Genomic DNA, 18,016 nt, shown 5'->3' on the forward strand with positions numbered 1-18,016 from the left:
AACAGACCGTGGCAGGGCACGGAGTCAGAGCCGCCAGAGGTACGGCGGCCGCACTGGCGGCGATGGTGGCGCTGACCGCCTCACAGGCACCGGGGGCGATCCCGGCGCGGGCCTCGGCGCCGGTACCGAGGCAGCCACCCGCCGAGCACGGGCCGAGCGTCTCCGGCGACACCCCGTACCGCACGGAGCTGCCGCCGCTGCGGACCGGAAGGTCCGCCCGCGACGAGGCGGCCGCGCGGACGGCCGCCGCGCTGCCCGCGAGCGTGTTCGCCGCCTACCGGCGAGCCGAGGAGCGGCTCTCGCGCGAGGCACCCGGCTGTCGCCTGCGGTGGCAGTTGCTGGCGGCGATCGGGCAGGTGGAGTCGGGGCAGGCGCGGGGCGGCCGGGTGACGTCGGACGGTACGACCGTGGCGCCGATCCTCGGCCCGCGGCTGGACGGCGTGGCGTTCGCGCTGATCCGGGACACCGACGGCGGGGCGCACGACGGGGACACGGCGTACGACCGGGCGGTCGGGCCGATGCAGTTCATCCCGTCGACCTGGGCCCGGTGGGGAGCGGACGGCAACGGCGACGGGCACGCCGACCCGAACAACGTCTTCGACGCGGCGCTCGCCGCCGGCCGCTACCTGTGCGCGGGCGGACGGGACCTGTCCGTCCCCGCCGAGCTGGACCGGGCGATCCTCGGCTACAACCACTCGACGGCGTATCTGCGCACGGTCAGGGCCTGGTACGCGTACTTCCTGGACGGGCACCTGGTGGTGCCGGACGGCTCCACCGGCGCCCCGGCCCGCCCCGAGCCGTCACGGTCCCCCGGGAAGCCGGACGACGATTCCTCACCGGCACCCACCCCCCGGCGCCCGACCGCCACCCCGTCCCCCACATCGCCGGCCCCCGCCTCGCCGACTCCCACCCCCTCCCGCCCGGCCGCCGACCCCGACGAGACGCAGGCGCCGCAACTTCCCCTCCCCGTCCCGGACATCGGCCTCCCCGACGACGATCTGTCGGCCGGCGACGGCCCACTGACCAGTAACAGCGCGGACTCGATGACCGCCGCCCCCTCCACAACCGGCGATACTCGGCGGTAATGTCGCGCCCCGCCGGACGGTACGAGTCCGGTGAGTGAGCGCGAAGGGGCCCTCATGGCGACGGACATGCCTGCGGAGATGGACGCGGCCGACGAGCGTTGGCAGCGCATGTGGGGCCACCGCGAGCAGTTGCTCAAGGTGGCCCGGCGCAGGTCGATGAGTGCGGAGGACGCCGAGGACGCGGTGCACGAGGCGATGCTGCGCGCCGCCGAACGCCCCGACCTGGACGACGAGCGGCTCGCCGCATGGCTGACGACGGTGACGATGCGGCTGTGCGTCGACCGCTACCGGCAGGTCAACCGTGAGGCCGTGGTGCACACCAGCCCGACGCTCATCACCCCCGGCCCCGTGCCCGTCGAGGAGGCGGTGTGCGACCGGGCCGAGGCGAAGTGGCTGGCCGTGCGCAGTGGTGAGCTGCCCGCACGGCAGGCCGAGGCGCTGCGGCTGAAGTCGGAGGACCTCGACGTCGGGCAGGTCGCCGTGAAGATGGGGCTCAGCTACCGGACCGTCGAGTCGCTGCTGGCCCGGGCGCGGCGGACGCTGCGGCAGTCGCTGGCGGCCACGCTCGGGTGCGCGTTGTTCCTGATCGGGTGGGGGCGGCCGAGGCCGGCCGGCAAGGCCCCGGCCATGGCGGTGGCCTCGACGGCGGCGACCTTGGCGATGGCCGGGCTCGTGCTGCCGTACGCCCTCGACGGGAGCGACCGTGGAGACGGTACGGCCCCTCGGCCCGCCGTCGCCTCGCCGGACGCGGAGACGCTGCGGCCGGACAGCGGCGATGGCGGCCGTACGGCTGAGGGGAACCGTCCCACGGCCACGGGGGCCGAGCGGAAGGCGACCGGGTCGCCGTCGGGGGAATCGTTCCTGCCGCTGTCCGTGCCGTCAGTGCCGCAGGTCCCGGAGGTGTCGGTGTCCCCGCTGCCGGTGCTCTCCGCGCCGGAGGTCCCGCAGGTCCCCGAGGTGCCGGACGTTCCGGAGCTGCCCGCCGTCCCCGACCTGCCGGGCACCCCCTCCGCCGTTCCGACGGACGCGGCCCTCCCGACGCTCCCCGACGCCTCCGCCGCCGTACCGTCCGACTCGCTCAACGTGCCGACGGCTGACGCACCGCCATAGCCCCGACCAGGCGACCGTAACCCCTCCCCAGACCCCGCCCGGTAACCCGCTCGAAAGCCACCTCGGCGACGGCTGCCGATACTCTCCGCGCCGAAAAGGTCCCGCAGGCCCCTCCGTCGTTCCGACGGATACGACGGATACGACGGACACGAGGGACACGACGGACGCTACGGATGCTACGGACGCGCGGACATAGCAGACACAGCAGACACAGCGTCCGTGGCGGCGATTCCGGGCATCTCCTCCCCCGCACCGTCGTCCTCCCCGCTCCCCACTCCGACAGCGAGCTCACTGCCGTAGCCGCGGACACACGACCGTAAGCCGTCCCAAATCCCCCACCCCGAAACCCGGCCGAAAAAAATCCGCCACGGAAACGACGGACGCCGGCCCCCTCCCCGTAGAGCAGATGTCGGAGCTGCTCCACGGCTGAAGGGTGAACCGGATGGGTGTCGAGATCTGTGTGGAAGGGCTGACCAAGTCCTTCGGTCACCAGGTCATCTGGCAGGACGTCTCGCTGACGCTGCCCGCCGGGGAGGTCTCGGTCATGCTCGGCCCCTCGGGCACGGGCAAGTCGGTGTTCCTCAAGACGCTCGTCGGACTGCTGAAGCCGGAGCGCGGGTCGATCACGATCCAGGGCCGGGACATCACCAAGCTCCGCGAGCACGACCTGTACGAGGTACGCAAGCTCTTCGGGGTGCTGTTCCAGGACGGCGCGCTGTTCGGCTCGATGAACCTGTACGACAACATCGCCTTCCCGCTGCGCGAGCACACCCGTAAGTCCGAGAGCGACATCCGGCGCATCGTGCTGGAGAAGATGGACATGGTCGGGCTGATCGGCGCCGAGGAGAAGCTCCCCGGCGAGATCTCCGGGGGGATGCGCAAGCGGGCCGGGCTGGCCCGGGCGCTCGTCCTCGACCCGGAGATCATCCTCTTCGACGAACCGGACTCCGGCCTCGACCCGGTCCGCGTCGCCTACCTCAACCAGCTCATCGTCGACCTCAACGCCCAGATCGACGCGACCTTCCTGATCGTCACGCACGACATCGCCTCCGCCCGCCAGGTCCCGGACAACATCGGGCTGCTGTTCCGCCGCGAGCTGGTGATGTTCGGGCCCCGCGAGGAGCTGCTGACCAGCGACGAACCGGTCGTACGGCAGTTCCTGAACGGCCGGATGCAGGGACCGATCGGGATGGCGGAGGAGAAGGACGCCGCCCAGGTCGAGCAGGAGCTCGCCGCTCTCGGCGACGACGGCAAGGACCCACAGTCTCCCGGCAGCCAGGCTCTGACTCCCCGCCTGCTGCCGGGGCCGGGCATCACCCGACCGCCCCGCTGGGAGGCGATCGCCCGGCGGGAGGCGGAGCTCAGGCACCGGAAGGTGGTGGCGGACGTATGAGACTGTCGCCCACCGGAGCCCTGCGGCAGTCGGGGAACCTGTTCGCGATGGCGCTGGACGTCGTCCGGACGATTCCCCGACGGCCGTTCCAGGCCAGGGAGTTCATCCAGCAGGCGTGGTTCGTCGCGAGCGTCACCATCCTGCCGACGGCGCTCGTGTCCATCCCCTTCGGCGCGGTCATCGCGCTCCAGATCGGCAGCCTGACCCGGCAGCTCGGCGCCCAGTCCTTCTCGGGCGCCGCCTCCGTGCTCGCCGTACTGCGTGAGGCCTCGCCGATCGTCACCGCGCTGCTCATCGCGGGCGCCGGCGGCACGGCGATCTGCGCGGACCTCGGGGCGCGGAAGATCCGGGACGAGATCGACGCGATGCAGGTGCTCGGCATCGATCCGATCCATCGCCTGGTCGTGCCGCGCGTGCTGGCGTCGATGGTGGTGGCGGTGCTGCTCAACGGCCTGGTGTCGGTGGTCGGCGTGGCGGGCGGCTATTTCTTCAACGTCGTCCTGCAGAACGGCACTCCGGGCGCCTACCTCGCCTCCTTCACCACGCTCGCCCAGCTGTCCGACCTGTGGGCGGCCGAGGTCAAGGCACTCGTGTTCGGCGCGATCTCCGGGATCGTCGCCTCGTACAAGGGGCTCACCGCGAAGGGCGGCCCGAAGGGTGTGGGCGACGCGGTGAACCAGTCGGTGGTGATCACCTTCATGTTGCTGTTCGTGACCAACTTCGTGATGACCGCGGTGTACTTCCAGGTCGTCCCCCAGAGGGGTTAGCCGATGAGACCTCAACGACTCATTGACCGCCCGCTGAAGTCCCTGGAGGCACTGGGCACCCAACTCTCCTTCTACGGCCGCTCGCTGGCCTGGACCGGCCGCACCCTGCGCCGCTACAAGAAGGAGATCCTGCGGCTGCTCGCCGAGGTGAGCTTCGGCCGCGGCGCGCTCGCCGTCGTGGGCGGCACGGTCGGCGTGATCGCCTTCCTGTCCTTCTTCACCGGCACCGAGGTCGGCCTCCAGGGCTACGCGGCCCTCAACCAGCTCGGCACGTCCAACTTCGTGGCGTTCCTCTCGGCGTACTTCAACACCCGCGAGATCGCCCCGCTGGTGGCGGGACTCGCGCTCTCCGCGACCGTCGGCGCCGGGTTCACGGCCCAGCTCGGCGCGATGCGGATCAGCGAGGAGACCGACGCCCTCGAAGTCATGGGCGTGCCCTCGCTGCCGTTCCTGGTGACGACGAGGATGATCGCCGGGTTCGTGGCGGTGATCCCGCTGTACGTGATCGGCCTGCTGTCCTCGTACCTGGCCGCCCGCACCATCACCACCGGCTACTACGGCCAGTCCGCCGGCACCTACGACCACTACTTCCAGCAGTACCTGCCACCGGTCGACGTGCTGTGGTCCTTCGGCAAGGTGCTCGTCTTCGCCGTCCTGATCATCCTCGTGCACTGCTTCTACGGCTACTACGCGAGCGGCGGCCCGGCGGGCGTCGGCGTGGCGGTGGGCCGTGCGGTGCGGACCTCGATCGTGGCGATCAACGTCCTCGACTTCTTCCTGTCGCTCGCGATCTGGGGCGCCAGCACGACCGTAAGGATCGCGGGGTGAGCCGCCGTATGAGGGTTCTGAGGCTGCGGTTGTACGGGGTGGTGTTCCTGGCCGTACTCGCACTGCTGCTGTCGTTGTCGGTGGCCGTCTACCGGCAGGTGTTCACGCCGGTCGTGCGGATCACCCTGGAGGCCGACAGCCTCGGCAACCAGCTCGATCCGCGGGCCGACGTCAAGCTGCGCGGACTGCTGGTCGGCGAGGTGCGCGAGGTGCACGCCGACGGGACGAAGGCGACGCTGGACATCGCGCTGAAGCCGGAGCACGTCGCCCACATCCCGTCCGACGTGCACGCGCGGCTGCTGCCCAAGACGCTGTTCGGCGAGAAGTACGTCGACCTGGTGCCGCCCGCCGGCCCCGGCTCCTCGTCCGCCCGCCCGATCCGCGCCGGTGACGTCATCACCCAGGACCGCACCCGCGTCGGCATCGAGGTGCAGCAGCTGCTGAACGACCTGATGCCCCTGCTCCGGACGGTCCAGCCCGGCAAGCTCAACGCCACCCTCTCCGCCTTCGCCACCGCCCTGGAGGGCCGCGGCGACCGGATCGGCGACAACCTCACACGCCTGGAGGACTACCTGCGCCGCCTCAACCCCCATCTGCCCACCCTCACCGAGAACATCGCGCGCTTCGCCGAGGTCGCCGAGATCTACGGCGACGCGGCACCCGACCTGATGGAGATCCTGCGCAACACCGTCACCACCAGCCGCACGATCGTCGAGCAGAAGGACCGGCTGGCGGCCGCCCTGAAGACCACGGCGACCGTCGCCGGGACGGCCGAGGACTTCCTCGACAAGAACGGCGACCGGCTCATCACCCTCGGCCAGGTCTCCCGGCCGACGCTGGAGCTGTTCGCCCGCTACTCCCCCGAGTACCCGTGTCTGCTGGCCGGTCTGGTCCGGCAGGAGAAGGCCTCGGAGGAGGCGTTCCGGGGCGGCAAGATGCACATCACGCTGGAGGTCGTACGGCCGCAAGGGGCGTACGAGCCGGGTGAGGAGCCGCGTTACGGCGAGCGGTCGGGGCCGAACTGCCACGGTCTGCCGCATCCTCAGGTGCCGGCGCCGGGCGTCCACCTGAACGACGGTTCCAAGAAGCCGAGTTCGTCCTCGGGCGGCCCGGTCGGCGTGTCCGCCACCCTGGCCGAGCAGCGGGCGGTCGGCTCGCTCGTGGCGCCGGCCCTGGGCGTGCCCGCCGACGAGGTGCCGCCGGTCGCGACCCTGCTGTTCGGGCCGCTGGCGCGCGGGACGGCGGTGAGTGTGGCATGAGTCGTACGAAAGCCAAGGGCGCCCGGCAGACCGCCGCCCCGCTGATCAAGTTCAGCCTCTTCGCGCTGGTGACGGTCCTGGCTACGGCCCTGCTCGCGGCCACGATCGTGAACATCTCCTTCAGCCCGAAGGACACCTACCACGCGGTCTTCAGCGACGTCACGGGCCTGGAGGAAGGCGACGACATCCGGGTGGCCGGGGTGCGGGTCGGCGAGGTCGAGGGCATCCGGATCAAGGACCGGACGCTGGCCGAGGTCACCTTCACGGTCAGCCGGGACCGGCCGCTGCTCACCAGCACGGGCGCTGTCATCCGGTACCGCAACCTGGTCGGCCAGCGGTATGTCGCGCTGACCGAGGGCACGGGCGACGGCACCCGGCTGCTGCGGCCCGGCGCGACGATCCCGCTGTCCCGCACGCAGCCCGCTCTTGACCTCAACGCGCTGCTGAACGGCTTCAAGCCGCTGTTCGCCGCGCTCAGCCCGAAGGACGTCAACCAGCTCGCCACCGAGATCATCAAGACGCTCCAGGGCGAGGGCGGCACCGTCAACAGCCTGCTCGTGCACACGGCGTCGCTCACCTCGACGCTGGCCGGCCGCGACCAGCTGATCGGCTCAGTGATCGACAACCTCAACACCGTGCTGGGGACGCTGGACAAACGCGGCGCCCGGTTCTCCGGTCTGCTCAAGCAGCTGCGCCGGGTCATCTCGGGGCTGTCCGCCGACCGCAAGCCCATCGGGCAGTCGCTGGTGAGCATCGGCGACCTGACGGAGGCCACCTCAGGTCTGCTGAAGGACGCGCGGCCGCCGTTGAAGGACGACATCGCCGAGCTGACCGAGCTCACCGGAACGCTGAACGACAACGAGAAGACGGTGGAGGGCGTGCTGAAGCGGCTGCCGAACAAGCTCAACGAGCTGACGGGGACGGCGTCCTACGGCTCGTGGTTCAACTTCTACCTCTGCGACTTCGACGGCCGGATCGTGCTGCCGAAGACGAAGACAGGGCCCCAGCAGGTGCTCACGCCCGATCTGCATGTGGCGAGGGCGAGGTGCGGGGCATGAGCCGTAAGACACGCCCGGCGCCGCTGTTCAAGGTGCGGGTCGAGCCGCCGAGGATCCTGCGGCTGCCACGGCTCCCCCGCTTCCGGTTCCGCCGCCCGCACCTCTCCCCCTTCCGTGAGCGCAACCCCGTCGTCATCGGCGCCGTCGGCCTCACCGTCCTCGCCCTGCTGACGGTGGCCGCGTTCAACGCCGACCGCCTGCCGGTGATCGGCGACGGCGAGACGTACAGCGCGGCGTTCGCGGAGGCGGGTGGTCTCAAGCCCGGTGACGAGGTGCGGATCGCCGGGGTCAAGGTCGGCAAGGTGGAGGACGTCGACCTGGACGGCGACCACGTCAAGGTCACCTTCAAGATCAAGGGCGAGCCGGGCTTCGGCACCGGAACCGGCGCGTCGATCCGGGTCAAGACGGTCCTCGGCGCGAAGTACCTGGCCCTGCACCCCAAGGGCGGCGGCCAGTTGGCGCCCGGCAGCGAGATCCCGCTCCGGCGCACTGTCCCGGCGTACGACGTCGTCCAGGCCTTCAGCGACCTCACCACCACGACCGAGGAGGTCGACACCGACCGTGTGGCGAAGGCCCTGGACACGATCTCCACCACCTTCGAGGACTCGCCGGAAGAGGTACGGGCGTCCATCAAGGGCCTGTCGCAGATCTCCCGGACGGTCGCGTCCCGCGACAAGGCGCTGCGCGAGCTGCTCGATCACGCCAACGGCGTCACGGGCGTACTGGCCGACCGATCGTCGGACTTCACCACCCTGGTCAAGGACGGCGACAAGCTGTTCCGGGAGATCAGCAAGCGACGCGAGGCGATCCACAAGCTGCTGAAGAGCTCCGCCGCCCTCGGCATCCAGCTCTCCGGCCTCGTCCAGGACAACGACAAGGAGATCGGGCCCGCACTCAAGGGCCTGAACCGCGTGGTGACGATGCTCGAACGGAACCAATCCAGCCTGGACCGGAGCATCAAGCTCCTCGCCCCTTATACGCGGCTGTTCACCAACACCCTCGGCAACGGCCGCTGGTTCGACTCCTACGTCCAGAACCTGGTCGCGGCTCCGGTCGTGCCGCGGACGCGGACGGGAGGTGCACAGTGAGCAGCCGTTGGAAGAAGCGCGCGGCCCTGCTGACCGCGCTGGTCCTGGTCGCCGCGCTCACCTACGTACTGTGGCCCCGCCCCGAGCCGGTCCGCGTCACGGCGTACTTCCCGCGCACGGTCGGCATCTACCCGGGCTCGGACGTGCGCGTGCTGGGCGTCCGGATCGGCGAGGTCAAGGAGATCACGCCGGAGGGCGGCCGGGTGCGGGTGGAGCTGGAGTACGACGCCGGCCGCAAGGTCCCGGCGGACGCACAGGCCGCCATCATCAACTCCTCGGTGGTCAGCGACCGTTACGTCCAGCTGCTGCCGGTGTACCGGGGCAGCGGACCGGTGCTGCGGAGCGGGGACGAGATCCCCGAGTCACGTACGGCCGTACCGGTCGAACTCGACCGTGTCTTCGACAGCCTGCACACCACGGCCGAGGCGCTCGGCCCGGACGGCGCCAACAAGGACGGCTCCCTGTCCCGGCTGCTCGGAGTGAGCGCGGACAACCTGGACGGCCAGGGCAAGAACCTCAACCAGTCGGTCGAGGACCTCGCGGCGGCGGTCACCACCCTGTCCGACGGCCGCACGGACCTGTTCGGCACGATCCGCAACCTCCAGGTCTTCACGGCGGCGCTGGCGGCCGACGACAAGAGCGTGCGGTCGTTCAACACCAGCCTTGCGAAGGTGGCCGGTCAACTGGCGGGCGAGCGCGAGGACTTGGCGGCGGCGCTGAAGAACCTCGGGACGGCGCTGGGTGATGTGTCGGCCTTCGTGAAGAACAACAAGAAGTCGCTGACCTCGAACGTGGAGGGTCTCAGCAAGGTGACCAAGGTGCTGGTGACCCAACGGGCCGCGCTGGAGGAGCTGTTGGAGGTGGCCCCGGCCGGCATGTCGAACCTGAACAACGCCTACAACCCGGCGGCCGGCACCCTCGACACCCGCAACAACGCCGACCAGGCGCAGGATCCGGCGTCGCTGCTGTGCTCCCTGCTGAGGACGACGGGTGACGAGGGCGGCGAGAACCCGGACTGCGGCGAGCTGAGGAAGTTGTTCGACTCCCTGCCGGAGGTGCCGCATGGCGGCGGCGCGGCGGTCACGGGCACGGTCGACCGGACGCTCGGCGGAATCCTGGGGGCGAGCGCATGAGCATGCTGCGCAAGCGCGGCGCGGCCGCATGGGCCGCCGTCGGCTGCATGGTGCTGTCCGGCTGTGAGTTCAACGGCTGGTACGACGTCCAGCTGCCGGGCGGCGCGGCATCGGACGGGAACGCCTACCACGTCACCGTCGAGTTCCGTGACGTACTGGACCTCGTGCCGCAGTCGGCGGTGAAGGTCAACAACGTGACGGTCGGCGCGGTCGAGAAGGTCGAGCTGGACGGCTGGCACGCGCGCGTGCACCTGCGGGTCGCCGACTCGGTGAAGCTGCCGGCGAACGCGATCGCCGAGCTACGGCAGACCAGCATGCTCGGCGAGAAGTACGTGGCGCTGTCGAAGCCGACGGGCACGGCGCCGGTGGGCCGTCTCGCCGAAGGAGACGTGATTCCCCTGTCCCGCAGCGGCCGCAACCCGGAGATCGAGGAGGTGCTGTCGGCCCTGTCCGCCCTGCTCAACGGCGGCGGTGTGGCCCAGCTCAAGACGATCACCGTGGAGCTGAACAAGGCGCTGGAGGGACGGGAGAACCGGGTCAAGTCGCTGCTGAAGGAGCTGGACACGTTCCTGGGTGGCCTGGACAAGCAGAAGCAGGACATCGTCCGGGCCCTGAAGGCCGTGGACCGCCTCGCCAAACGCCTCGGCAAGGAGAAGGAGACCATCGCCGACGCGGTGGAGGAGATGCCCCCGGCGCTCAAGGTCCTGGCCGACCAGCGGCGCGACCTGACGAGGATGCTCACGGCCCTGTCGAAACTGGGCCAGACCGGCACCAAGGTGATCAACGCCTCGCACGACGACACGGTCGCCAACCTCAAGCAGCTCCGCCCGATCCTGCAGCAGCTCAACAAGGCGGGTGACGACCTGCCCAACTCCCTTGAACTGCTGACGACTTACCCCTTCCCGCGCAACGCGGTGGACGCCATCAAGGGCGACTACGTCAACCTCCACATCACCGCGGACCTCGACCTGGCCGGGATCTACGGCAACTTGACGGACGAGCCGGGCGACGGCCGCGGCGGCGACGGGGAGACCCAGGGGCCCGAGCTTCCCGAGACCCCCGACCTGCCGGACGTACCGGATCTGCCGGAACTGCCGGGCGTGCCGACGCCCACAGCGCTCCCGAACGGCCCGAGCGCGCCGTCGTCGCCCTCGGCCCCGTCCGGAGGCGGCGGTGACCTGCTCTGCCCGCCGGTGTGCACGGCCGCCTATGCGGCCGGGGGCGACTGGCCCGAGGGGATCAACCTCGAACTCGCCGAGCTGATGCTGAAGGGGGTCCAGCCGTGATCACCCGTACGGTCAAGGTCCAACTGCTGGCCTTCGCCACCATCACCGCCGTAGGCGTGTCGTACGTAGGGGCGGAATACACCGGCCTGGTCGACGAAATCCTGGACCGCGGCTACACCGTGCGCGCCGACTTCACCGACTCCGGGGGCGTCTTCCCCGGCGCCGAGGTGACGTATCGCGGGGTGCCGGTGGGGAAGGTGGGCGCGCTGCACCTGACGGGCTCCGGGTCCGGCGGCGTGTCGGTCACCCTGGACATCAAGGACGGGGCGCCGCGCATCCCGGCGGACACCCTTGCCGTGGTCGCGAACCGCTCGGCGGTGGGCGAGCAGTACGTCGACCTGCAACCCCGCACGTCCGACGGCCCGTACCTGCTCGACGGCAGCAGCATCGCGCGCCGCAACACCCGCGTACCGCTGCCGACGACGGAACTGGTCCTCAGCCTGGACCGGCTGGTGAACTCGGTCGGCAAGGAGGATCTGCGGGTCACCGTGGACGAGTTGGGCGAGGCGTTCGCCGGCACCGGCCCGAACCTGAGCCGCCTGGTGGACTCGGGCAACGAGCTGGTCGAGTCGGCGTCGGACGCGCTGCCCGAGACGATCGCACTGATCGAGGACTCGAAGACGGTCCTGAAGACACAGGCGGACCAGGGGTCGTCGATCAAGTCGTTCGCGCGTGATCTGGCGTTGCTTTCGGCCCAGTTGAAGAAGAGCGACGGTGACCTGCGCAAGCTGATCGGCAACGCGAGGCCGGCGGCGCAGGAGGTGAACTCGCTGCTGAGGTCGCTCGACCCGGAGCTGTCGGTGCTGCTGGCCAACCTGATCAGCGGCGGCCAGGTGACGCTGGCCCGGCTGCCCGGCGTGGAGCAGGCGTTGGTCACCTTCCCGGTGATGGTGGCGGGCAGCTACACGGTCGTCCCGGGCGACGGCACCACGCACTTCGGCATGGTGCTGAACGCCGACGACCCGCCGTCCTGCACCCAGGGCTACGGCACGGCGCGCCGCGACCCGGCGGACACGAGCACGCGCGAGGCGAACACGGGGGCTCGCTGCACGTTGCCGCGGGGCAGCGAGTCCTCGGTGCGGGGCGCCCAGAACGCCCCCGGCGCGTCGGCCTCCGGCAGCGGCGCGAACCAGGCGGCATACGTCACCCCGTACGACCCGGAGACCGGCACCACCACCGGCCCGGACGGAAGGAACGTCGAGATCGGCTCGACGGGCGGCCAGCGGGCCGTGTTCGGAAAGGAGTCGTGGCAATGGCTGCTCGTTGGCCCGATGGCATGAGGAGCGTGATCGGCTCCAGGGCGATGGCGGTGGGACTGATCGTGGCGACGGTCCTCACCACAGCACTGACGATCTGGCTGACCCTGGGCTTGTTCGAACAACGCGAGGCGGACCAGCGCCGCCAGGACATCCTGTCCGCGGCCCGCCAGTCGGCGCTGAACTTCACTTCGCTCGACTACCGGCACTACGACCGCGACAGCGCGAACGTCCTGGCAGGCGCGACCGGCGACTTCAAGAAGCAGTTCGCGGCGCAGACGGAGCAGCTGACGCAGCTGGTGGCGGCGAACAAGTCCGTCTCCGAGGGCCAGGTCCTGGAGGCCGGCATCGTCCGCTCCGACGAGAAAGCGGCCCGCGTCCTGGTGGTCGCCGACAGCAAGGTGACCAACACGGCGGCCCCCCGGGGCGAGGCGCGCACCTACCGGCTCCAGCTGGACCTGGTGCACCGGGACGGCCGCTGGCTGACGTCCGACGTCGAGTTCGTCGGCTGACCGGCACGAGTGAGGAGTACGACCATGACGAAGACGACGACGGGCCGCGCCCCCGTCTCCCCCACCCGGCGCGCCATGACCGCGGCGGCCCGCGCGGCGGCCAAGCGGGCGGAGCGCGGCCACCGGGAGCCGGCCCCGGAGACCGCTGTCGCCGGACGCACGCTACTCGTCGAGGCCCCGAAGGACGGCTGGCAGGACCCGCCCGAGCCGTCGCCGGAGTCGTTCGAGGAGGACGCGGAGCGGGACGCGGCACCGGAGGACGGGGGCCGGCCCCGTAGGCGTCGGCTGCTCACCGTGGTGCTCGGCGTCCTCCTCGTGGCCGGGCTGATCGCGGTCGCCGTACTGGGCCGGCAGTACGGGGACGCGCGGCAGTCGGAGAGCGCCCGGGCCGAGGCGCTCGCGGCCGCCCGGAAGGCGGCGCCGGTCGTCCTGTCGTACGACTACCGCCACCTGGACAAGGACTTCGCGAAGGCCCGCGCCCATCTGACCGGTGCCTTCCGCGAGGAGTACGGGAAGACCACCAAGACGGTGGTCGGCCCGACGGCCGAGAAGTACCGGGGCGTGGTGAAGGCGACGGTCGCCGCCCCCGCGACCGATGGAGCCCCGGCGGCGGCCTCCGTCGTCTCGGCCTCCGCGGACAAGGTCGTGGTGCTGCTCTTCGTCAATCAGGTCACCGAGAGCACGCAGGTGTCGGGGCCCCGGTTGGATCTGAACCGGGTGCGGATGACGATGACGCGCACGGCGGACGGGTGGAAGGTGAGCGCGGTCGACGCTCTCTGACGTGGGCCGCGCCAGGTACGAGCAGAACTGGCGCGCACCGGCGGGCGGGGGCCGCTGTCACGCCCCTGCGGGACGCTGCCGAACCGCTCAGGCGTCGCGTCGGCGCAGGACGGCGGAGCCGGCCAGGTACGCGGCGAGCGCCCACAGCAGCAGGACCAGCAACGCGGTTCCACCGCCGTAGGGGTCGCTGTCCTGGGTCAGCAGTACGGTGCCGGCGACGCTCGGCATGTAGTCGGACGCGGTCTCCAGCCACTTGGCGCCGACGACGCCCATCAGCTGGGGCAGCGCGAGCAGCACCATGATGAGGGTCGTGATGGTGCCGGCGGCGCTGCGCAGGACGGTGCCGAGGCCGATGGCCATGACCGCGAGGAGGGAGAGGTACACGCCGGCGCCGAGCGCGGTGCCCAGCAACTGGCCGCCGGTGTAGTCGCCGTGGTCCCCCATCAGGGGCGCGGCGACCAGAGTCCCCAGCACGCTGAAGACGAAGCCCGCGGCGACCACGACCGCCATGACGACCAGCGTCTTGGACCGGAGCATCCGACCGCGGACGGGGACGCTCTGCAGCGTGGTGCGGATGGAACCGCTGGAGTACTCGCTGGTGAGCGCGAGGGTGGCGAGCACCACCACGGTCAACTGGGAGATCAGAAAGGCCTGCGACGCGTGGTGCGGCGCGGGCATGGTGACGTCGACGCCCTTCGTCGCGCTGGCGTCGGCCGACGCGCCGACCATCGCGGCGAAGCCCACGGTGAGCAGCAGGCCGACGGCGAGGTTCCACCAGGTGGCCCGGACACTCCGGAACTTCGTCCACTCGAACGCCACGGCGCCCTTGAATCCGCCGCCTTTGACGGGGCCTACGAGCTTGGGGGCGGTTGTTGTTGTCGTCATTTCCAGTTACGCCTTCTGGTGATCAGGAGCATGGGTGACCTGGGAGAGCGTGGGCGAGCCGTACTCCACGCTGGCGGCGGTGAGTTCCATGTACGCCTGTTCCAAGCTGGCCTTGCGCATGCTCAGCTCATGGATGGGGACACGATGGTCGAAGGCCAGGTCGCCGATCTCCTCCAGGGTGCCGCCGACGACGAGGAGTTCCTCGGGCTCCAAGGTCGCGTCCTGTTCCACCCTCATCCCGAACTGCAGCAGTTCCCGCCTGAGCACGTCGGGCTGCGGAGTCCGGACCCGGACGGCGGTGAGCGAGCTGCCCGCGATGACCTCCTCGATGGGGGCGTCGGCGATGATCTTTCCGCGGCCGATGACCAGCAGGTGGTCGGCGGTCTCCTGCATCTCGCTCATCAGGTGGCTGGAGACGAAGACCGTCCGGCCCTCCGCCGCCAGGGACCGCATCAACTCCCGCACCCAGCGCACTCCGTCCGGGTCGAGGCCGTTGACCGGCTCGTCGAAGAGCAGCACCTTGGGATCGCCGAGGAGCGCCCCGGCGATGCCGAGCCGCTGGCCCATGCCGAGGGAGAAGGAGCCGATGCGCTTCTTCGCCACCTCGGTGAGGCCGACGGTCTCCAGGACCTCGCCGACCCTGGAGGCTGGGATTCCGTTGCTGCGGGCCAGGCCGAGCAGGTGGTGGTGGGCCGACCGGCCGGGGTGGCCGGCGCGGGCGTCGAGCAGCGCGCCCACCTCGCGCAGGGGGTGCCGTAGTTCCTCGTACCGCTTGCCTCCCACCAGTGCCCGTCCCGACGTCGGCGCGTCAAGACCGACGATCATCCGCATGGTGGTCGACTTGCCCGCGCCGTTCGGGCCGAGGAAGCCCGTGACCTTCCCCGGATTGATCTCGAACGAGAGGTCCGAGACGGCCGTCTTGTCGCCGTACCGCTTGGTCAGTCGGTCCAAAGTGATCATCGTCTGGTGGCTCCTTCCCAAGTCACGTCCACAACGCTAGGGAGCCGACCGGTCCGGAACATCTGGCGAACGGCAACGACCACACTCGACTTTCGACAGGTCCGGAGGCCGTAGTGGCTCTTGTAGCGTGCTGGAATGCAGCGATGGCAGGCCGTGCGCCGACGAACCGGCCCACTACTACGGGCCCTTGGCTCCGAGCGGCCCTTCGCCAGGCGCGGCGATCTGGTGCTGCTCCTCGTGCTCCTCGCGCCCTCCGCCTTCGACACGGAAGGGCTCGCGGCGACGACGGCCAGTTGGGCGGCCGCCTGTGGGACCATCACGGCCGCGGTCGTGGTGCGGCGCACGGCGCCGCTGCTGTCGCTGCTGCTCGCCGCGCTCCTCGCGCTCTTCTACCCCTGGTTCGGCGCGAGCCTGTGGCCGGCGATCGCGGCCGCGGTGCTGAGCTTCCTGGCGGGCCGCAGACTGACCCGGCTCTGGCCCGCGCACCTGGTGTTCCTCTGTGTCGCGGTGGCCGGACTCCTCATGGTCAGTGCCCTGGCCGACACCAAGGACTGGCTGAGCCTGCTGATGACCGAGTTCGCCGCCGGCCTCCTGCCCTGGTGGGCGGGCAACTGGTGGAGTCAGCGCACCGCGCTGGCGCACGCCGGCTGGGAGCACGCCGAGCAACTGGAGTGGAAACAGCGCTACATCGCCGAGCAGGCCAGGCTCAAGGAGCGCGCCAGGATCGCGCAGGACATCCACGACTCCCTGGGGCACGAACTGAGCGTGATGGCCCTGCTCGCCGGCGGTCTCGAACTGGCCCCCGGCCTCTCCGAGCAACATCGTGATTCCGTGGGCCAGTTGCGGGAGCGGTGCACCATGGCCACGGAGCGTCTGCACGAGGTGATCGGGCTGCTGCGGGAGGACCCCACGCCGTCGCTGACCCCCACCCACGAATCGATCGCCCAACTCGTGCGCCGCTTCGAGCAGTCGGCCCCGCCGGTGGACTTCCATGAGGAGGGCACACCCCCGAGTGCGGAGGGGCCGCCTCTGCTGTCCGACCTCGCGGCGTACCGCGTGGTGCAGGAGTCCCTGACGAACGCGGCCAAGCACGCGCCGGGTGCCGCGATCACGGTGCGGGTGACCCACGGCAGGCGCGAGACCGTCGTGTCGGTCGTCAACGCGCGGCCGGAGCACGGCGAGAGTGCTCCCGCGACGGGCAGCGGATCCGGACTGATCGGCCTGGACGAGCGCGTCCGCCTCGCGGGCGGCACCCTGCGCACGGGCCCGCGGGCGGGCGGCTTCGAGGTGTACGCACGGCTGCCGCACACCGCGTCGGCGCCGTCGCGGGCGGCCGCGGAGCCCGACCTCGACACCAGCCGCCCGCGGTCCGACGTGGCCGACGGCGAACTCTCCGGTACGGGCGACACGGAAGCGGTGCCCGGCCGAACCGTCTCCGCGTCTCCCGCGTCTCCCACGTCTCCCATATCTCCCATGTCTCCCGCACCTCTCGCGCCGAGGTGGAGCGCGTCGAGGGCCGCGCTGCTGCGGACCAGGGCCCGGCTGCGGCGCGACGCCCGGCGGGCCGCGCTGATCCCGGCACTGCTCGGCGCGGCCATCGTGGCGCTCCTCGTGAGCCTTTACGTCTTCACCTCGGCGACCACGTCCATCTCCCCCGAGGACTACGCGCGCATACGGGTCGGTGAGACGCGCGCGGAGCTGGAGTCGGCGCTCCCGTCACGGCGGATCAGGAAGCCGCCACCGGTCGTCACGGAGCCACTTGTTCCGCAGGGTGCCACGTGCGAGTACTACCGAGCCGGGGCGAGCCCTCTCCACTTCACCGACACGATGTACCGGCTGTGCTTCCAGGATGATGTCCTGGTGGCCAAGGACACGCTCTGACCAGGGAAGGACCGGATGATTCGCGTATTGCTCGCCGACGACGAGGCCATAGTCAGGGCCGGGGTTCGCGCCATCCTCACCACCGAGCCGGACATCGAGGTGGTCGCCGAGGCGTCCGACGGGCGTGAGGCGGTCGAACTGGCCCGCAAACACCGCCCCGATGTGGCGTTGCTCGACATCCGGATGCCGGAGCTGGACGGCCTGACCGCCGCGGGCGAACTGCGGACCACCAACCCCGACACCGGCGTGGTCATCCTCACCACCTTCGGCGAGGACAAGTACATCGAGCGTGCCCTGGACCAGGGAGTAGCCGGGTTCCTGCTCAAAGCGTCCGACCCGCGGGACCTGATCTCCGGGGTACGTGCCGTGGCGGCCGGGGGCTCCTGCCTCTCCCCGCTGGTGGCACGCCGGCTGATGACCGAACTACGCAGGACCCCGTCGCCCCGCGCGGAGATCTCGGTCGAGCGCACGACCCTGCTGACCAAGCGTGAGCAGGAGGTCCTGGGAATGCTGGGCGCCGGCCTGTCGAACGCGGAGATCGCCCAGCGGCTGCACCTGGTCGAGGGCACGATCAAGACGTATGTGAGCGCGATCTTCCAGCAGTTGGAGGTGCGCAATCGGGTGCAGGCGGCGATCATCGCCTATGAGGCGGGGCTGGTGAAGGATGTCGGTCTCGGCGACTAGGCCCTGCCTTCATGGACGAAGACGTCCCAGGTCACGTTCTGCCTGTGTCCT

Annotated in this window: 17 protein-coding genes; 15 read left to right on the forward strand and 2 right to left on the reverse strand. The window is 70.6% G+C overall.

What is annotated here, in order from left to right; translation table 11 throughout:
• The first annotated feature begins 62 nt into the window (after nucleotides 1–62).
• The 13 genes from ACIREI_RS05505 to ACIREI_RS05565 all read left to right on the forward strand — a co-directional run bounded on the left by ACIREI_RS05505 (nucleotide 63) and on the right by ACIREI_RS05565 (nucleotide 13,555).
• Nucleotides 63–1,085 carry a lytic transglycosylase domain-containing protein gene (locus ACIREI_RS05505; RefSeq protein WP_403328053.1) on the forward strand — a complete coding sequence of 341 codons (1,023 nt, stop codon included), beginning with the start codon at nucleotides 63–65 and terminating at the stop codon, nucleotides 1,083–1,085.
• Between the two features lie 54 nt (nucleotides 1,086–1,139).
• The gene (locus ACIREI_RS05510) at nucleotides 1,140–2,195 is read left to right on the forward strand and encodes a sigma-70 family RNA polymerase sigma factor (RefSeq protein WP_403327617.1); all 1,056 of its coding nucleotides are present in this window, start codon (nucleotides 1,140–1,142) and stop codon (nucleotides 2,193–2,195) included.
• A gap of 442 nt (nucleotides 2,196–2,637) precedes the next feature.
• On the forward strand, nucleotides 2,638–3,588 hold the full coding sequence (locus tag ACIREI_RS05515; RefSeq protein WP_403327619.1) for an ABC transporter ATP-binding protein: 951 nt from the start codon (nucleotides 2,638–2,640) through the stop codon (nucleotides 3,586–3,588).
• Complete coding sequence (locus ACIREI_RS05520) at nucleotides 3,585–4,355, forward strand: ABC transporter permease (protein ID WP_302001183.1); 771 nt, start codon at nucleotides 3,585–3,587, stop codon at nucleotides 4,353–4,355. The genes ACIREI_RS05515 and ACIREI_RS05520 overlap by 4 nt, the downstream gene beginning before the upstream one ends.
• 3 nt (nucleotides 4,356–4,358) lie before the next feature.
• Nucleotides 4,359–5,183 carry an MlaE family ABC transporter permease gene (locus ACIREI_RS05525; protein WP_403327621.1) on the forward strand — a complete coding sequence of 275 codons (825 nt, stop codon included), beginning with the start codon at nucleotides 4,359–4,361 and terminating at the stop codon, nucleotides 5,181–5,183.
• Nucleotides 5,184–5,191: 8 nt separating this feature from the next.
• Nucleotides 5,192–6,442 (forward strand): MCE family protein, encoded by a 1,251-nt coding sequence (locus tag ACIREI_RS05530; RefSeq protein WP_403327623.1) that lies wholly within the window; start codon nucleotides 5,192–5,194, stop codon nucleotides 6,440–6,442.
• Nucleotides 6,439–7,500, forward strand: coding sequence for an MCE family protein (locus tag ACIREI_RS05535; protein WP_403327625.1), 1,062 nt, complete (start codon nucleotides 6,439–6,441; stop codon nucleotides 7,498–7,500). The genes ACIREI_RS05530 and ACIREI_RS05535 overlap by 4 nt, the downstream gene beginning before the upstream one ends.
• Complete coding sequence (locus ACIREI_RS05540) at nucleotides 7,497–8,588, forward strand: MCE family protein (RefSeq protein WP_403327627.1); 1,092 nt, start codon at nucleotides 7,497–7,499, stop codon at nucleotides 8,586–8,588. The genes ACIREI_RS05535 and ACIREI_RS05540 overlap by 4 nt, the downstream gene beginning before the upstream one ends.
• Nucleotides 8,585–9,721 (forward strand): MCE family protein, encoded by a 1,137-nt coding sequence (locus ACIREI_RS05545; RefSeq protein ID WP_403327629.1) that lies wholly within the window; start codon nucleotides 8,585–8,587, stop codon nucleotides 9,719–9,721. Before ACIREI_RS05540 ends, ACIREI_RS05545 begins: the two co-directional genes overlap by 4 nt.
• The gene (locus ACIREI_RS05550; RefSeq protein ID WP_403327631.1) at nucleotides 9,718–11,007 is read left to right on the forward strand and encodes an MCE family protein; all 1,290 of its coding nucleotides are present in this window, start codon (nucleotides 9,718–9,720) and stop codon (nucleotides 11,005–11,007) included. Before ACIREI_RS05545 ends, ACIREI_RS05550 begins: the two co-directional genes overlap by 4 nt.
• The gene (locus ACIREI_RS05555; protein ID WP_403327633.1) at nucleotides 11,004–12,287 is read left to right on the forward strand and encodes an MCE family protein; all 1,284 of its coding nucleotides are present in this window, start codon (nucleotides 11,004–11,006) and stop codon (nucleotides 12,285–12,287) included. Before ACIREI_RS05550 ends, ACIREI_RS05555 begins: the two co-directional genes overlap by 4 nt.
• Nucleotides 12,260–12,775: a hypothetical protein gene (locus ACIREI_RS05560; protein WP_403327635.1), complete on the forward strand. Its 516-nt coding sequence runs from the start codon at nucleotides 12,260–12,262 to the stop codon at nucleotides 12,773–12,775. Before ACIREI_RS05555 ends, ACIREI_RS05560 begins: the two co-directional genes overlap by 28 nt.
• Nucleotides 12,776–12,799: 24 nt before the next feature.
• Entirely contained in the window at nucleotides 12,800–13,555 is a 756-nt protein-coding gene (locus ACIREI_RS05565; RefSeq protein ID WP_403327637.1) for a hypothetical protein, read from the forward strand.
• Nucleotides 13,556–13,642: 87 nt separating this feature from the next.
• Here the strand turns inward: ACIREI_RS05565 and ACIREI_RS05570 are convergent, their stop codons facing one another.
• A complete protein-coding gene (locus ACIREI_RS05570; RefSeq protein ID WP_403327639.1) occupies nucleotides 13,643–14,440 on the reverse strand; it encodes an ABC transporter permease in 798 nt (265 codons plus the stop codon).
• 6 nt (nucleotides 14,441–14,446) lie between these two features.
• Entirely contained in the window at nucleotides 14,447–15,400 is a 954-nt protein-coding gene (locus tag ACIREI_RS05575; RefSeq protein ID WP_403327641.1) for an ATP-binding cassette domain-containing protein, read from the reverse strand.
• Between the two features lie 135 nt (nucleotides 15,401–15,535).
• Between ACIREI_RS05575 and ACIREI_RS05580 the strand changes: the two genes are divergently transcribed.
• Nucleotides 15,536–17,281, forward strand: a complete 1,746-nt coding sequence (locus ACIREI_RS05580; RefSeq protein WP_403327643.1) for a sensor histidine kinase — start codon at nucleotides 15,536–15,538, stop codon at nucleotides 17,279–17,281.
• Between the two features lie 15 nt (nucleotides 17,282–17,296).
• The gene (locus tag ACIREI_RS05585) at nucleotides 17,297–17,965 is read left to right on the forward strand and encodes a response regulator (RefSeq protein WP_403327645.1); all 669 of its coding nucleotides are present in this window, start codon (nucleotides 17,297–17,299) and stop codon (nucleotides 17,963–17,965) included.
• Nucleotides 17,966–18,016 lie beyond the last annotated feature (51 nt).

It is taken from the genome of Streptomyces sp. NPDC093591, from assembly GCF_044764885.1.
In the GTDB taxonomy this organism is placed as follows: Bacteria; Actinomycetota; Actinomycetes; order Streptomycetales; family Streptomycetaceae; genus Streptomyces.

What these genes read in the sequence shown, in the direction of transcription:
- ACIREI_RS05535 (WP_403327625.1), top strand. Translation starts at nt 6,439, where the DNA reads ATGAGTCGTACGAAAGCCAAGGGCGCCCGGCAGACCGCCGCCCCGCTG.
- ACIREI_RS05515 (WP_403327619.1), top strand. Translation starts at nt 2,638, where the DNA reads ATGGGTGTCGAGATCTGTGTGGAAGGGCTGACCAAGTCCTTCGGTCAC.
- ACIREI_RS05520 (WP_302001183.1), top strand. Translation starts at nt 3,585, where the DNA reads ATGAGACTGTCGCCCACCGGAGCCCTGCGGCAGTCGGGGAACCTGTTC.
- ACIREI_RS05580 (WP_403327643.1), top strand. Translation starts at nt 15,536, where the DNA reads ATGCAGCGATGGCAGGCCGTGCGCCGACGAACCGGCCCACTACTACGG.
- ACIREI_RS05585 (WP_403327645.1), top strand. Translation starts at nt 17,297, where the DNA reads ATGATTCGCGTATTGCTCGCCGACGACGAGGCCATAGTCAGGGCCGGG.
- ACIREI_RS05575 (WP_403327641.1), bottom strand. Translation starts at nt 15,400, where the DNA reads ATGATCACTTTGGACCGACTGACCAAGCGGTACGGCGACAAGACGGCC.
- ACIREI_RS05510 (WP_403327617.1), top strand. Translation starts at nt 1,140, where the DNA reads ATGGCGACGGACATGCCTGCGGAGATGGACGCGGCCGACGAGCGTTGG.
- ACIREI_RS05560 (WP_403327635.1), top strand. Translation starts at nt 12,260, where the DNA reads ATGGCTGCTCGTTGGCCCGATGGCATGAGGAGCGTGATCGGCTCCAGG.
- ACIREI_RS05540 (WP_403327627.1), top strand. Translation starts at nt 7,497, where the DNA reads ATGAGCCGTAAGACACGCCCGGCGCCGCTGTTCAAGGTGCGGGTCGAG.
- ACIREI_RS05525 (WP_403327621.1), top strand. Translation starts at nt 4,359, where the DNA reads ATGAGACCTCAACGACTCATTGACCGCCCGCTGAAGTCCCTGGAGGCA.
- ACIREI_RS05530 (WP_403327623.1), top strand. Translation starts at nt 5,192, where the DNA reads ATGAGGGTTCTGAGGCTGCGGTTGTACGGGGTGGTGTTCCTGGCCGTA.
- ACIREI_RS05505 (WP_403328053.1), top strand. Translation starts at nt 63, where the DNA reads ATGGTGGCGCTGACCGCCTCACAGGCACCGGGGGCGATCCCGGCGCGG.
- ACIREI_RS05570 (WP_403327639.1), bottom strand. Translation starts at nt 14,440, where the DNA reads ATGACGACAACAACAACCGCCCCCAAGCTCGTAGGCCCCGTCAAAGGC.
- ACIREI_RS05550 (WP_403327631.1), top strand. Translation starts at nt 9,718, where the DNA reads ATGAGCATGCTGCGCAAGCGCGGCGCGGCCGCATGGGCCGCCGTCGGC.
- ACIREI_RS05565 (WP_403327637.1), top strand. Translation starts at nt 12,800, where the DNA reads ATGACGAAGACGACGACGGGCCGCGCCCCCGTCTCCCCCACCCGGCGC.